The following is a 14149-nucleotide window of genomic DNA, read 5'->3' on the forward strand; positions in this document are numbered from 1 at the left end:
CCCGATCATATGTCGTGAATGCTTGAAAAATGCGATGAATGCCCCGAAGGGAAAGCTCCGATTCCGCCGCACCCGCAGGGCTCGGCGGCGGCGCCGGTATGGTCGGCGATGACGCTGTCGCGCAGCCCGATGCCGCGCAGCACGAACCACAGGGTCTGGCAGGCCAGGGTCTGCCTGTCGCAGCCGTAGGGAACGACGGACCGGCCGGGCAGGCACAGGCAGGCCAGCATGTAGCAGAGATGGTCGGCGAGCCAGAGCGCGCTTTCCACGGTCACCGGCCCCTCGACGAGATCGCCGGACGCCCGCGCCGCGGCGGCTGCGGCGGCGAAGCTCGGCAGGAAGCGGTCCCGCACGCCTTCATAGACCAGCCGCAGGAACTCCCCATCCTCCAGCAGGCTGAGCAGCCCCAGGCGGATGCGGGCCAGTTCCTCCGGGTTGTTCGGCACCTCGACCACCATGTAGGTGACCAGCGCCCGCACCATCTCCACCAGCGTGGCGGTGGATGGCGGCAGGGACAGCAGCCGGGCATATTCCGGATCGTCCTCGATACAGGCCAGGAAGATCGCCTGGTAGAGCGAGGCCTTCGACGGAAAATGCTTGAAGATCAGTGCCTCGGACACACCTGCGGCCTGCGCGATCTCCTTCGTGGTGGTCGCGGCGAAGCCTTTGCCGGCGAACAGCGGCATGGCGGCTTCGATGATGGCCTTGCGGCGCGCTCCGCTGTCGAGGCGCGGGGGCATTGGTGACGTCCGTCTGCTATGTTTTGTTGAGAAGCCTCTAATAAGTGAGTGCTTACTCACCAACTGCCGCGTCTTGTATACTCAGGCGGATCGGCTGTCCATAGGCTCTTCGGAAGGGGCGCTTGCGACGGGGAAAGGGCAGGCGCGCGACGGGGCGCGCCTGCTGAGGGAAGGTTTGGTCGCTGTGGCGGGGCTGGCCGGGACGGTACGCGGGCGGTCAGGCCAGCGTGGGCGACAGCCTGTCCCCCGGGGCGGAGGCGAAGGCGATGGAGTTGCCCCGCATCAGGTTGCCGATGTCGACGCCGCCCGCTCCCAGGACCGAGCCCGGCGAGAAGAGCGGCTCCACGAAGGTGGCGTAACCGGCGGTCCAGGGCTTTCCGGCGGCGGGCGGCTCGAACTTGAACCACTCCACGGTCTCGTCCTCCCTCCAGGTCGTATAGGCGCCGTACCAGCGGCCGTCGGCCCCGCGGTCGTCATAGCCGATGACGGGAACCTCGTGATCCGTGGTGCCGTCGGCGTCGGTGTCCACGGTCAGCAGTGCCAGGTGCCCGGCGTTGATCTGGTCCACCAGCATCGCCCAGGTCGTATCGTCCACCTGCACGGTCCGGACATCGACCGGATGGCCCTTCCACGCCGCATAGGCTTCGAGGCCGGGTTCGAGGTCCGACAGGTAGGTCGCACCGAAGCCGACCGGATCCGCCGACGTGTTGAGGAAGTCGGCGATGCTGGTGTTGGGGGGCCGCGGCAGGCCGGGAGTGTCCGGCGTGGGATCGTACTTCTGATTGTGAGCCGGGCTCGAGATCTGGTCCTGCACCTTCACGGTCTGCCGGATGTCCGTCCAGCCCGACGCATCGAAGTAGCGCGAGTATCCCTGCAGGTCCCAGTAACCGAGCACGCTTCCTACGGCGGTCGGCACGCAGCCGTGATACCAGTCGTAGGCCGGAACCGCGTCGATGACATGAGGGCCGGCCGAGGCGGTGAAGGAGATGACTCCGGTGGTCGCGAGCTGCGACCGGTCGAAATCGCCGAGCCCGGCCGACAGGACCTTGATGCTGACTCCGGCCTGCGCGATGCGGATGACGGTGGCGCCGGGGGCGGAGGTCGTGTCGAACTGGACCCGGCCGGCGTCCAGGCCGCTGCCGTTGACGATCAGGGCACGCAGGTCGATACGGTCGCGGCCGTTGCCCCAGTCGGCGATGACGTCGTTGCCCTCGCCGCCGCCCTGGAACAGGAAGGTGTCGGCTCCGCCGCCGCCGATCAGCCAGTCGTCGCCAGCCCCGCCTGCCAGCGTGTCGTCCCCGCCCCGTCCGTTGATGGCATCGTTGCCGCCGTTTCCCGCGATCCGGTTGGCGCGGCTGCTGCCCAGCATGCAGTTGGCGAGGTCGTTGCCGCCGACCGAGAAGGGGCTGGTCCCGCCCTCCTGCACCACCAGATTCTCGACATTGGCGGCGAGCTGGCCGTTGCCCTGGATGAAGACGGTGTCGACACCCTCGCCGGCGTTCTCTTGGACCAGGTCCTGCGCCGTGGCATTGATCCAGTAGACGTCGTCGCCGGTGCCGCCGTTCAACCAGTCCTTGTCGCCGTCGTTGCCGGCATAGAGCGTGTCGTTGCCCAGCCCGCCGAGCAGCGTGTCGGTGCCTGTGCCGCCGCCGATGACGTCGTCGCCGCTGCCGCCGTCGAGAAGGTCGTTGCCGCCACCGCCCCACATCGTGTCGCTTCCGCCGAGGCCGGACAGCGTGTCGTTGCCGGCCCGCCCGTCGAGCAGGTTCCGGCCGCTGTTGCCGGTCAGCCGGTTGGCGAGCTCGTTGCCGGTTCCGCTGCCGTTGGCCGCCGCCCCGGCCTCCTGCAGCGTCAGATTCTCCAGGTTGGCGCCGAGTGCCCATGAATATCTGGCGTAGACCGTGTCGGTCCCCTCGCCGGCCGCTTCGACGATCGCATCTTCCGATCCGTTGACCCAGAAGCCGTCGTCGCCCGGACCGCCGATCAGCCGGTCCGGATCGGCATCGTCCCCGCCATAGAGCACGTCGTTGCCGGCCCCGCCGTCCACCGTATCGGTCCCGAGCCCGCCGCCCAGCGTGTCGTTGCCGGCCATGCCGTCGATCCACTGCGACCCGGTCTTCCTGAAGATCGTGTCGTTCCCGCTGCTGCCATGAATGCGTTCGACCGCCATTGGATCCCCCATCGAACAGCGAAGTGACACCGCGTCCACCGGCACGTTGCACGTTTCGCCGGTGCGACCATCAGAAGATAGCGATGAGGTGGCAGGATGTTCCGCCTTCTCGTGGCGGTAATTGATCTGTGTCGGCAGATGTACGTTGGAGGTATGGAAGAGAGCTGGTGGGTTGTTCCAATAAAACGCGAGGAGGGTGATGAAAATGTGTCGTCAGATAATCGGAAATCGGGCCGATGATGCGAAAATCTCGGGGAAAAATTTATGGATCTGAGACATCGTCTTCATGGAGACGACGCTTCTAAACTATCTTCTTGACTGATGCAGGCCTGCATGATGCCTCAGGGTACAAACTCGACCATCACCGCGCTGAAATGGCAGACGGCGGCGGCGAGCACCATGAAATGCCAGACCGCGTTGTGATAGGGCATCCGCTGCAACAGATGGAAGATCACGCCGAACGTGTAGAGGACGCCGCCGATCGCGAGCAGCCAGAGAGCGGTGCCCGACAGCCGGGTGCTCAGCGGCCCGGCCACGGTCACCACCGCCCATCCAAGGCCGAGGTAGAGCACCAGCCCCAACCGCTCGAAGCGGTGCAGGAAGAACAGCTTCAGCAGGACGCCGACCGCCGCGACGCTCCATACCGCCGCGCAGAGCAGCAGCCCCTCCGGTCGGCCCTCCAGGCCGCTGAGCGTGAAGGGCGTGTAGGTGCCGGCGATCATCACGAAGATCATGGCATGGTCGAGCCGGCGCAGCAGCGCCTTGCGCGGACCGGGGCGCGCCATGTTGTAGGAGGCCGACATCACCAGCATCCCGATCAGGCCCAGCCCGTAGGTGGCGAGCGACCAGGCCGTCCGCGCCGGCAGGCCGTCGGCCTCGATGATCTCGATCGACATCCAGGCGGCACCGAGAAGGCCGGCGGTGACGCCGACGATGTGGATCAGGGCGTCGGCGCGCCGCTCGCTGGGGCTGTAGTCGGGGAATCCGCCGTCCGGACTTGTCATCGGCGCCTCCTGAATTGCGTGGCCGTAGCGGCGGCTCCGCGGCCGGGCGCTTCGGTTCGACCAATGATCGCACAGGCCGGCCGCTCCTTCCACCAGTCCGGACGGAGGGGATAGCCCTTCGCTTACGGCACCTGGAACGCAGCCCGCCACTGCTGCAGGAACCGCTCGTACTTCAGCCGGTCGAGGAAGACCAGCAGGGCCGGGCTGAGGGTGATGGGGTGCAGCGTCGCCACGGTGCTGGAGCGCAGCGTCGCGGCGGAGGCCCCCTGATCGACCGCCGAGGAAATGGCGTAGAGGGTGGAGCGCGCCGCCACCACCTGCTGCCCGCGGGTCGACAGCAGATAGTCGATGAACCGGCCGGCCGTCTGCGGATGCGCGGCGGTTTTCGGGATCACCGCGACGCGGGAGACGACCAGCGTATAGTCCTCCGGCATGGCGATGCCGATGGGCGCTCCCGCCGCCGCCCGCGCCCGCGCGTAGGAACCAAGGACATTGTAGGCGATCGCCACCTCGCCCCGCTCGACCATGTCGAGGATTTCGGTCGTGCAGCAGGACAGTCGCGCCCTGGCGTTGCCCATCGCCGCCAGAAGCTGCCAGGACTGGCTGAACAGCAGCTCGTCGTGGGCGAACAGCAGGTAGCCGATGCCGCTTTGCCCGACGTCGTAGGTGGCGACCCGCCCGCTGAACCGCCCGGGCTGGTCGCGCAGCAGGCGGATCAGCGCCTCGCGCGAGCGCGGCACCTGATCCTCCGGCAGCAGATCGCGGTTGTAGGCGATCACCGCGGGCTCGAAGGTGAAGCCGAAGGCCTCGTTGCGCCAGTTCGCCCAGTCCGGCAGGAACTCCGTACCCGCCGGCAGGTGTGGCCGGGTATAGCCGTCATTCACCAGCTTGACCTGGAGGTCGGCGGCGGAACTGATCAGCAGATCCGGCCCGTCCTTGGCGACCGACGCGACCGCGCGGGCGAACAGCTCCGTGGTGCCGAGCTCCAGATACTCGACCGTCACTTCCGGATGGAGCGCCTGGAAGTCCAGGACCAGCGGCTCCAGCGCCGGCCGGTCGGTGGCGGCATGGATGCGCAGCCGCTCCCGCTCCGCGCCGGGGGCCGGATAGACCACCGCCTCCGCCGCCCGGGCAGCCGGCGCCTGGACCGCGCATGCCGCAACCGCCGCCAGAAGACTGAGCGCCAGCGCCGCCGCCTGTCCCGTCCGCGTCGCCGGTGGCTCCGTCGCCGCCGGGAAGTCCAGCCGGACGACCAGCCCGCCGCCCGGCCGGTCGAGCAGGGCCAGGGTCACGCCGTAGGCCCGTGCCACGGATTCAACGATGGAAAGCCCCAGCCCGCTGCCGACCACGCCGGCGGCACTGCTGCCGCGGGCGAAGCGGGTCAGCACCGTCCGCTTCTCCTCCTCCGGGATGCCGGGTCCGCGGTCGGCGACCTCCAGCCGCAGCCCGCGGTCCTGCCCCCGTGGCGACAGCGACACCTCGACGGGGCCGCAGGCGCCGGCATATTTGACGGCATTGTCGATCAGGTTGGTCAGCGCCTCGCGCAGGCTGATGGGATCGCCGGGAACCGTGGCGGAGCCTGCCCGGGAATCGATCTCCAGCCGGATCGGCGTGTCGCCGGAAATGGCGGCGGCCCGCTGGATCACCTGCTCCAGCAGGGCGCGCAGGTCGACCTCCTCCGGCTGGCGGGCCTCGCTGCGGTGCATGACCATGGCATGGCTGAGGAGCTGGCTGGTGAGCTGGCTGACCTCTACGGCGTTGCGGTGGACGCGGGCGGAGATCCGGCGCAGTTCCTCCGGATCGTCCTCGTCCGCCGCGAGTTCCGCCTGGACCCGCAGGCTGGCGAGCGGGGTGCGGATCTGGTGGGCGGCGTCGGCCAGGAAGGTCTGCATCGTGTCCATGTTCGCCTTCAGCCGCTCCATCAACTGGTTGATGGCATGGACGAGCTGCGACACCTCCTGCGGCGGCGGCATGGCGATGGGGGACAGATCCTGGGCCTGGCGCTCCCGGATGATGCGCTCCAGCGACCCGAGAGGGGCGAGCGCGCGGCGGATCCCGATCCAGATCAGACCGGCTCCCGCCAGCATGACGAAGGCGATGGGCAGGAAGGCGTTGGCCAGGAGGTCCTGCGCCAGGGTGCTGCGCTCCTCCCGGGTCTGGGCGACGGCGATGGTGACCCAGCCGGCCAGCCCCGGCTGCGCCACGAAGCGGTCCAGGGTCGCGATGCGCACAGGAACGTCGCGGTAGGTCGCATTGTGGAACTTCGGCTTGACGCTGCCGCCGGGCTTCGTCTCGACGGGTAGGTCGTCGTAGCCGGTGACCGGCGTGCCGTCGGGGGCGACGATGCGGTAGAACAGCCGGTCACGTCCGGCAAGCGCCAGGATGCCGAGCGAGGAATAGGGCAGGTCGACCAGGAACCGCCCCTCCTGCACCCTGACGGTATCGGCGATGGACAGGGCGGAGGCCAGCAGCAGCCGGTCGAAGGCGGCATCGGCGGCGCGCTTGGCATAGGCGTCGACGAACAGGTAGAGACCGGCCGTCAGCATGGCCAGCACGCCGAACAGCCGGACGAACAGCCGCCTGCGCAGCGAGTAGGAGTCAGTCGGCTCCGCTGATTTCCGCCACATATCCCAGCCCCCGGACCGTGCGGATCTCCAGGGACGCCCCCTGCATCTTCCGCCGCAAACGCGAGACGTACAGCTCGATGGCGTTGAGGGCGGTCGGCTGGTCGAGGCTGAACAGCCGGTCCATCAGATCCTCCTTCGACATCACGGTTCCGAGATTGCCGAGGAAGAGCTCCAGCAGGCGGAATTCCCGCCCGACGAGCTCCACCGGCCGGTCGTCGATCAGCACCTTCTTGGCCGCCGCGTCGAAGACCAGATTCCCGAACCGCGTGCGCGAGGATGCCATGCCGTGCGACCGGCGCAACAGGGCGCGGCAGCGGGCCTCCAGCTCCCGCAGGTCGAAGGGCTTGACGATGAAGTCGTCCGCCCCGAGGTCCAGCAGGTCGATCTTGACGTTCACCTCCGACCGGGCGGTCATCATCAAGACGGGCGTCGGGTTGCTGCGGCGGCGAAGCCGCTCCAGGACGGCCTGCCCGTCGAGCCCCGGCAGCATGATGTCGAGCAGGACGAGCTGATACTGTTCCTGCCGCAGCAGCTCCTCGGCCTCGATCCCGTCCGCCACCCAGTCCACCGCATAGCCGAGCTTGCGCAGGCGCCGGACGATGGCGCCGGCCAGATCCTCGGTGTCTTCGACGACGAGTATGCGCATGGCTCCTTCCTCCGGACGGTGGTGCCGTCGTGCCGGGCGGACCGTCCGTGGTCAATGGGCCATCAGGATCGGGAGCGAGGGGGGCTCGCGCAGGACGTCCAGCGTCACGCCGCCCCAGACGCGCTCGCGCACCCGGCTGTGGCCGTAGCCGCCCATCACCAGCAGGTCGCACCCCAGGTCCTGCGCCGTATCGACCAGCGCCCTGGCAATGGACTGTCCCGAGACGGGCAGCCGGCGGACCGAGGCGGTGACACCGTGGAGCGCCAGGTAGGAGACCAGCCGGTCCGGATCCGCCGAGCGGCTCGGGTCCGGCGTGTCGGCCGACAGCACGACCACCGTGTCGGCACGCTGCAGAACGGGAATGGCCGCGCCGACCGCTCGGGCCGCCGGCGCCCCGCCGTCCCAGGCGACCGCCACCACGCCGCCGACGGAGGTCGGCTCGGGCAGCGGGGCGAGCAGCAACGGCCGGCCCGAGGCGAAGAGGGCGGCCTCGATCACCGGTCCCATGGCGTTGGTGCCGTCGGAGGCCTGGGCGATCACCGCGATGTCGGCAAGGCGGGCCTCCTCCGCGATGGTCTCGGCCAGCGGGCCGGTCGCCTGCTGCCAGGATGCCGAGATGCCGGCGCCGTCGCGGCCGGCCCCGTCCGCCGTTACGGCGCCATGCTTCGTGCAAAAATCCTCGAACAACCGGCGGGCAGCCTCGACGACCTGCGCCTGGTCGGCCTGCCCGATGCGGATCAACTGGTCGACCAGCGCACGCGGGATGGCCGCGCTCTCGATCGAGGTGCGGATTTCCACCTGCGGCATGACGCTGAGCCCGGCCACATGGGCGCCGAACCGCCCGGCCACCAGGAAGGCAGCGGCGACCGCCCGGCGGTCCAGCGGGCGCCCGGTGAGGGGAACGAGGACCTTCTTCATGCTACGCGTCTCCCTAGATCGACCAGGCGGTGTGGGCGAGGACCTCGTTCGAGCCGCGCCAGATCATGTCGAGCGCCACATAGGTGATGATCAGCAGGCCGACCCAGCCGATCCATCGGTGCCGGTGCAGCAGATGGGCGATCATGTTGGCGGCGGCGCCCATCAGGACGACCGACAGCAGCAGCCCGATGACCAGGATGGTCGGATGCTCCTTGGCCGCACCGGCCACCGCGAGGACGTTGTCCAGCGACATCGACACGTCGGCGACGACGATCTGCCAGATCGCGGCACCGACCGTCGTCGTCCCCACCGCCGCCGCGGCACCGAGGCCGGCACCCGTCCCGGATCCCGCGGTGCCGTCGGCCGCCACCTCCGGCGCCTCCATGGCCTCGTCCGGCGCCACCTCGTCGTCGCCATGGGAGCGCAGCTCGCGGAACATCTTCCAGCACACCCACAGCAGCAGGACGCCGCCGGCCAGCGTCAGACCGATGATCGCCAGAAGCTGCGTGGTGATCAGGGCGAAGAAGATGCGCAGCAGGATCGCGGCGCCGATGCCCCAGAAGATGACCTTGCGCCGCTGGGCCAGCGGAACGGCCGCCGCGGCCATGCCCACCACGATGGCGTTGTCGCCGGCCAGCACCAGGTCGATCGCCACGACCTGCCCGAGTGCGGCCAGTTGGGACCAGAGATCCGCGCCTTCCATATAATCGTCCTTCCAGAAATCAGTGAGGCAGTGGGCGATGGCTCAGACCGCGGAGGTCGTGCCGGGGGTGGTGCCGGACGGCCCCCCCGCGGCGTCCCCGGCGGCGCGCCGCCGTCGCAGGAGCATCGGGCCGACCACCAGCAGGAGGGCGACCGCCAGGAGCCCCGCCGAAATGGGATGCGTCAGGAAGACGCTCGCGTCGCCCTGGCTGATCGCCAGCGCGCGGCGGAACTGCTGTTCGGCCAGCGGCCCCAGGATAAGGCCGACGACGCAGGGCGCCACCGGCACGTTCAGGACGCGCATGCCGAACCCGACCAGCCCGATGACCCAGAGGATCACCAGATCGACCACATTGTTGTTCAGGGTATAGGCGCCCAGCGACGAGAACACCAGGATTCCGCCGTAGAGCCAGGGGCGGGGGATGACCAGCAGCCTCACCCACATGCCGACCATCGGCAGGTTCAGCATCAGCAGAAGCACGTTGCCGACGTAGAGGCTGGCGATCATGCCCCACACCAGCTCGGGCTTGTCGTCGAACAGGGACGGGCCGGGCTGCAGGCCGTCTTGCTGGAAGGCGGCCAGCATGATCGCGGCGGTCGCCGAGGTGGGAAGGCCGAGCGACAGCAGCGGCGCCAGTACGCCGGCGGCGGACGCGTTGTTGGCGGCCTCCGGGCCGGCGACCGCCTCGATGGCGCCCTGTCCGAACTCCTCCGGCTTCTTCGCCAGACGTTTCTCCACCAGATAGGAGAGGAAGGTCGGAATCTCGCTGCCGCCGGCGGGAAGCGCGCCGATCGGAAAGCCGAGCAGCGTGCCGCGCAGCCAGGGCTTCCAGGAGCGCGACCAGTCCTCCCGGCTCATCCATTTGGAGCCCTTCAGCGCATAGATCTCCTCCGTCTCGTAACGGAAGCGGGAGGCGACGTAAAGCGTCTCGCCCACCGCGAACAGGCCGACCGCCACCACCACCGTGTCGATCCCGTCCAGCAGTTCCGGCACGCCGAAGGCAAGGCGCGCCTGCCCGGTCTGCATGTCGATGCCGACGAGGCCGAGCGCCAGCCCGAGGAACAGGCTCGCCAGGCCGCGGGCCAGCGAATCCCCCAGCACGGCCGTCACCGTGGTCAGCGCCAGGATCATCAGCGCGAAGTACTCGGCCGGCCCGAACAGCAGCGCCAGCTTCACCATCAGCGGCGCCACGAAGGTCAGGGCGGCCGTGGCGATGGTGCCGGCGACGAAGGATCCGATGGCCGCGGTGGCGAGCGCCTGTGCGCCGCGGCCCTGGCGCGCCATGGCATGGCCGTCGATGGCGGTCACGATGCTGCCGGACTCCCCCGGAGCGTTCAGCAGGATCGAGGTGGTGGAGCCGCCATACATGGCCCCGTAGTAGATGCCTCCGAACATGATGAAGGCGGAGGTCGGCTCCAGGTGGTAGGTCACCGGCAACAGCAGGGCGACGGTCAGCGCCGGCCCGATGCCCGGCAGCACGCCGACCGCGGTGCCGACCGTGACGCCGACGGCGGACCAGAGGAGATTGTAGGGCGTCAGCGCCACGAGGAAGCCGTGACCGAGCGCGGTGAGGGTTTCCATGATAGTCCGTGACCTTTCGTGCGGTCCCGCCGCGCCGTCGCGGGACGGGCAGGGGCCAGTCGCCTGTGCAGGGGCCTATTCGGACGGCGCCAGCCGCTCGACGAGGCTGCCGATCGGCAGGTTGAGGTCGAGGCCGTAGGTGAAGACCGCGAAGGTGAACCCCGCCAGCAGCAGGCCGAGCAGCAGGTTCAGCGTGGTCCGCCGGTTGCCGAAGGCGCGGGCCACCGCGGCGAACAGCAACGCCGCGGTGGGGATCCAGCCGATGACCTCGATCAGCAGGAACTGGGCGGCGAGGCCGCCGGCCACCAGGAGGACCGCCGGCACATCCAGCTCGAAGCCGCCTTCGTGCGGGACGTGTCCGCTCCAGGCCTCGCGCAGCAGGGCGAGTGCGACCAGGGCGAGGCCGCCGCTGATGAGATAGGGGAACAGGGCGGGGCCGACGGCGCCCCGGCCCGCCGACGGCGCCATCATCGTGTCGATCGCGATCAGCATCGCCAGGGCGAACAGGCTGCCGCCGAGCACGGCCTCGCCGATCCGCATGGTGCGGCCGCTGGACATCGCTTTCCTCCGGAATCTGGGGAAATGGGGAGGATGGGCGCCGGTCCGGCCGGCGCCCGGAACCTCGGGCCGCTTACTTGACGATCCCGATGTCCTTCAGCGTGCCCTCGATGCGCGAGCGCTCTTCCTTCAGGAAGGCGGCGAACTGTTCGGAGGACTGGTACTGGTCGATCCAGCCGCGCTGCTTCAGGATTTCCTTCCACTCGTTGCTGGCGACGACCTTGGCGATGGCCTCCTCCAGCTCCTTCTTCTCGGCGGGCTTGGCGTTCGCCTGCATGAAGACGCCGCGCCAGTTGACGAACTCCAGGTCGACACCCTGCTCCTTCAGCGTCGGGGTGTCGGTGCCGGGCAGGCGCTGCGGGGCGGACACCGCGATGGCGCGCAGCTTGCCGGCCTGGAACTGCGGGGCGAACTCGTTGTAGCCGCCCATGCCCAGGGTGACGTGGCCGCCGAGCGCCGAGGCCAGCAGCTCCCCGCCGCCGGCGGTCGCGACATAGTTGACCTTCGCCGGCTCGACGCCGACGGACTTGGCGATCAGCCCGGCCAGGATCTGGTCGCTGCCGCCGGCCGAGCCGCCGCCCCACGACACGGAACCGGGGTCGGCCTTGAACCGGGCGAGCAGGTCGGCGAACGTCTTGATGGGCGAGTCGGCCGGCACGACGATGGCGGTGTACTCCCCGGTCAGCCGCGCCAGTGGCGCCACCTGGTCCAGGGTGACCGCGGATTTGTTGGTGACGATGGCGCCCAGCATGATCTGGCCGCCGACCAGGATGGCGGGCGCGCGCTTCTTCGCAGTGACGAACTGCGCCAGCCCGATGGTGCCGCCAGCCCCGGGGATGTTGGCGACCTGGATGCCGGACGCCAGCTTCTGATCCTGCAGCACCTGCTGCAGCGTACGGGCATGCTGGTCCCAGCCGCCGCCCGGGCTGGCCGGGGCGATGATCTCCAGCCCCTTGATCTCGGCCAGCGACGGGATCGCGCACAGGGCGCCCGCGGCGACGACCGCGGCGGCAAGCATGCCCCTGACCATGCCGGAACGACGGGAATACATGGGAATCCTCCTGGTTTCGTTATTTGGGGACGCCATTCGCACCGCGACATCATCCCGCCGCCGGCCCGCCCCTGGCCGCGCGTCTCCAGCCCCGATGATCCGCGTGAGTGACTGTTTATCACGCCAACCTGTCGTGAACCTGTCACGCAGTCGGTGTATCGACTTTTTCGGATGGCGGACGATCAGCGGATCCCGCGGTCGCGCGACAGCCGGCTGATCGCCCGGAAGAACAGGATGCCGAGCGAGGTGACCAGCACGATGCGGACGAGGTGCCAAGCCGTCACCAGCGGTACCGAGAAGTGCAGGACCTTGGCGGTGATGCTCATTTCCGCCACCCCGCCCGGCGCGGCGCCGAGGACGCCGGTGGGAATGTCGATCTCCAGCGCCGGGGCGAGAAGGGCCGCCAGCCCCCAGCCGATGGCGATCAGCAGCAGGGTCGTCGCCACGGTCCCCGCCACGAAGCGACGGCCGGGCCAGCGGCCGCCCTGGTGGAACCGGCAGCCCAGCGTGCTGCCGATGAGAAGCTGGGCGAGGTTCACCAGCGGGTCGGGGACGCGCGACGCCTCGACCTCGAACACCGCCACCGCCATGCCGATGGCGAGCCCGCCGAAGAGATAGGCGTTGGGCAGCCGCAGCCGGTCGAAGACCAGGGCGGCCATCAGCCCGGCACCGCCCATCAGGGCGAGGGCGACGACGCGGACCGGCATCTGCAATGGTGCTGCGGTGGAGGCGGACGAACCGCCGTAGAGCAAGGTGATGACGGTCGGCACCACGATCACCACGCAGATGACGCGCAGCGACTGGGCGAGCGCCACGAGGGCGGCATCGCCGCCGTTCCTCTGCGCCAGCACCGCCATTTCCGACACGCCGCCGGGCAGGCTGGCAAACCAGCCGGTCTGCGGATCGATCCCGGCATAACGCGCCAGGAGCAGGCCGGTAAGCCCGCCGGCCGCGATCAGCACCACCGACCCGACAACCAGCAGCGGACCGTTCCACAGCACCTGTGCCGCCACCTCCGGTGTGAAGTACAGGCCGATGGCGACACCGACGACGAGCTGCCCGGCTTTGCGGACAATCTCCGGCACGGCCGCATGGATCCGGACGAGGCGCAGCGCGGCGGTGCCGAGCAGTGCCCCGATCAGCCAGGGCAGGGGGATGCCGGCGAGCGAGGCCAGCGCTCCGCCGGCCGCTCCGGCGAGAAGCCCGGCGAGCGCGGCGCGAATCGGGATGCCGCGGCGGCGCGGTCCGGATGGTTGGGACTGTCCCATCAGGCCGGCCGGTGCGGAACGGCGGCTTGGATAAGCGGCTGGCGATGAACCATGACCATCCCCCCTCGGCTGATGGACCTTGCCGCAAGGCTCGACAAGCCCCGTCCCGTCCACGCAGGGTAGCAGACCGTCCTGTCGTCAGCCTGTCACGGTTGCCACCCCGGTGACTGACCGAGCCGTCAAAATGAGAATGACTTGCAATCTCATCAAGCGCCTTTTAGCTTCCCGGGCATCGACAGTCTGATTCAACGGAAGGGAGCGTCCGATGCCAAGAACGCCGCTACCCGGTGTGCGGGATGCCACTCAACGCGTCCGCGACCTCTGCACATCCGAGATGCTCGTCGTCGCGGTCCTGCGACTTTGGGCGGATTTCATTTCGTCGCCGCGGCAGGCCGACCCGCTGTGGCAGAACGGGCTGTCGGCCGCCCGCGTCGATCCTGACGGGGCGATGGCGTTCGACACGCTGTTCCGTATCGTCGTGTCCTCCGTGCGCCGTCCGCTCGATATCCATCGTCCACACTGCCAGATGCTGGGCAGGGACGAACTGCGGCTGCTCGACATGGTCTGCCTCGCCCAGCACGGTTTTCATGACGAGGCCGGCGTTCTGATGGCCGACTGGATGCCGCCCGCCGCCGTGCGGATGGCCCTGCCGCCGCTTCGCCTGTTCGCCTGCGCGATGGATCGGGCCGGGCTGCATGTCCCGATGCGGGCCGCCGCCTCCTCACCGCCGGCGCCGGTCCACGCCTCCGCCGACCGTGGCGCCGGGCTGGTGCATTAGAGGCGAGGGGACGCGCAGGCACCTGCATCTTTTTATTGCGAATGATTCCTATTTTCATAATAGTTCGAACAGTCCCCTGATCGCCGCCCCTTACCCGGCCCCGAG

General features: G+C 69.2%; 12 protein-coding genes. 1 reads left to right on the plus strand and 11 read right to left on the minus strand.

The features are described from left to right. Positions 1–5: 5 nt before the first annotated feature. From DEW08_RS03605 to DEW08_RS03655, 11 genes are all read right to left on the minus strand, one after another. A complete protein-coding gene (locus tag DEW08_RS03605; RefSeq protein ID WP_109324542.1) occupies positions 6–740 on the minus strand; it encodes a TetR/AcrR family transcriptional regulator in 735 nt (244 codons plus the stop codon). A gap of 217 nt (positions 741–957) precedes the next feature. Further along, positions 958–2910: a hypothetical protein gene (locus DEW08_RS03610; RefSeq protein ID WP_168220261.1), complete on the minus strand. Its 1953-nt coding sequence runs from the start codon at positions 2908–2910 to the stop codon at positions 958–960. Positions 2911–3251: 341 nt separating this feature from the next. Then, entirely contained in the window at positions 3252–3914 is a 663-nt protein-coding gene (trhA, locus tag DEW08_RS03615; RefSeq protein ID WP_109324544.1) for a PAQR family membrane homeostasis protein TrhA, read from the minus strand. Positions 3915–4036: 122 nt separating this feature from the next. After that, on the minus strand, positions 4037–6541 hold the full coding sequence (locus tag DEW08_RS03620) for a sensor histidine kinase (protein ID WP_109324548.1): 2505 nt from the start codon (positions 6539–6541) through the stop codon (positions 4037–4039). Next, on the minus strand, positions 6513–7187 hold the full coding sequence (locus DEW08_RS03625; protein ID WP_109324556.1) for a response regulator transcription factor: 675 nt from the start codon (positions 7185–7187) through the stop codon (positions 6513–6515). Before DEW08_RS03625 ends, DEW08_RS03620 begins: the two co-directional genes overlap by 29 nt. A 51-nt stretch (positions 7188–7238) precedes the next feature. Continuing rightward, positions 7239–8105 carry a universal stress protein gene (locus DEW08_RS03630; protein WP_109324557.1) on the minus strand — a complete coding sequence of 289 codons (867 nt, stop codon included), beginning with the start codon at positions 8103–8105 and terminating at the stop codon, positions 7239–7241. 13 nt (positions 8106–8118) lie between these two features. Further along, positions 8119–8808 (minus strand): TerC family protein, encoded by a 690-nt coding sequence (locus DEW08_RS03635; RefSeq protein ID WP_109324559.1) that lies wholly within the window; start codon positions 8806–8808, stop codon positions 8119–8121. A 42-nt stretch (positions 8809–8850) separates the two neighbouring features. Then, on the minus strand, positions 8851–10389 hold the full coding sequence (locus tag DEW08_RS03640; protein ID WP_109324560.1) for a tripartite tricarboxylate transporter permease: 1539 nt from the start codon (positions 10387–10389) through the stop codon (positions 8851–8853). A 75-nt stretch (positions 10390–10464) separates the two neighbouring features. Further along, positions 10465–10947, minus strand: a complete 483-nt coding sequence (locus DEW08_RS03645) for a tripartite tricarboxylate transporter TctB family protein (RefSeq protein WP_109324561.1) — start codon at positions 10945–10947, stop codon at positions 10465–10467. Between the two features lie 73 nt (positions 10948–11020). Then, positions 11021–11998 (minus strand): Bug family tripartite tricarboxylate transporter substrate binding protein, encoded by a 978-nt coding sequence (locus DEW08_RS03650; protein ID WP_245985911.1) that lies wholly within the window; start codon positions 11996–11998, stop codon positions 11021–11023. Positions 11999–12180: 182 nt separating this feature from the next. After that, entirely contained in the window at positions 12181–13266 is a 1086-nt protein-coding gene (locus DEW08_RS03655) for an AbrB family transcriptional regulator (protein ID WP_109324562.1), read from the minus strand. A 334-nt stretch (positions 13267–13600) separates the two neighbouring features. On the opposite strand from DEW08_RS03655, the gene DEW08_RS03660 reads away from it, so the two are divergent. After that, entirely contained in the window at positions 13601–14044 is a 444-nt protein-coding gene (locus tag DEW08_RS03660) for a hypothetical protein (protein ID WP_109324563.1), read from the plus strand. Positions 14045–14149: the final 105 nt, after the last annotated feature.

The organism is Azospirillum thermophilum (assembly GCF_003130795.1).
Lineage (GTDB): Bacteria > Pseudomonadota > Alphaproteobacteria > Azospirillales > Azospirillaceae > Azospirillum > Azospirillum thermophilum.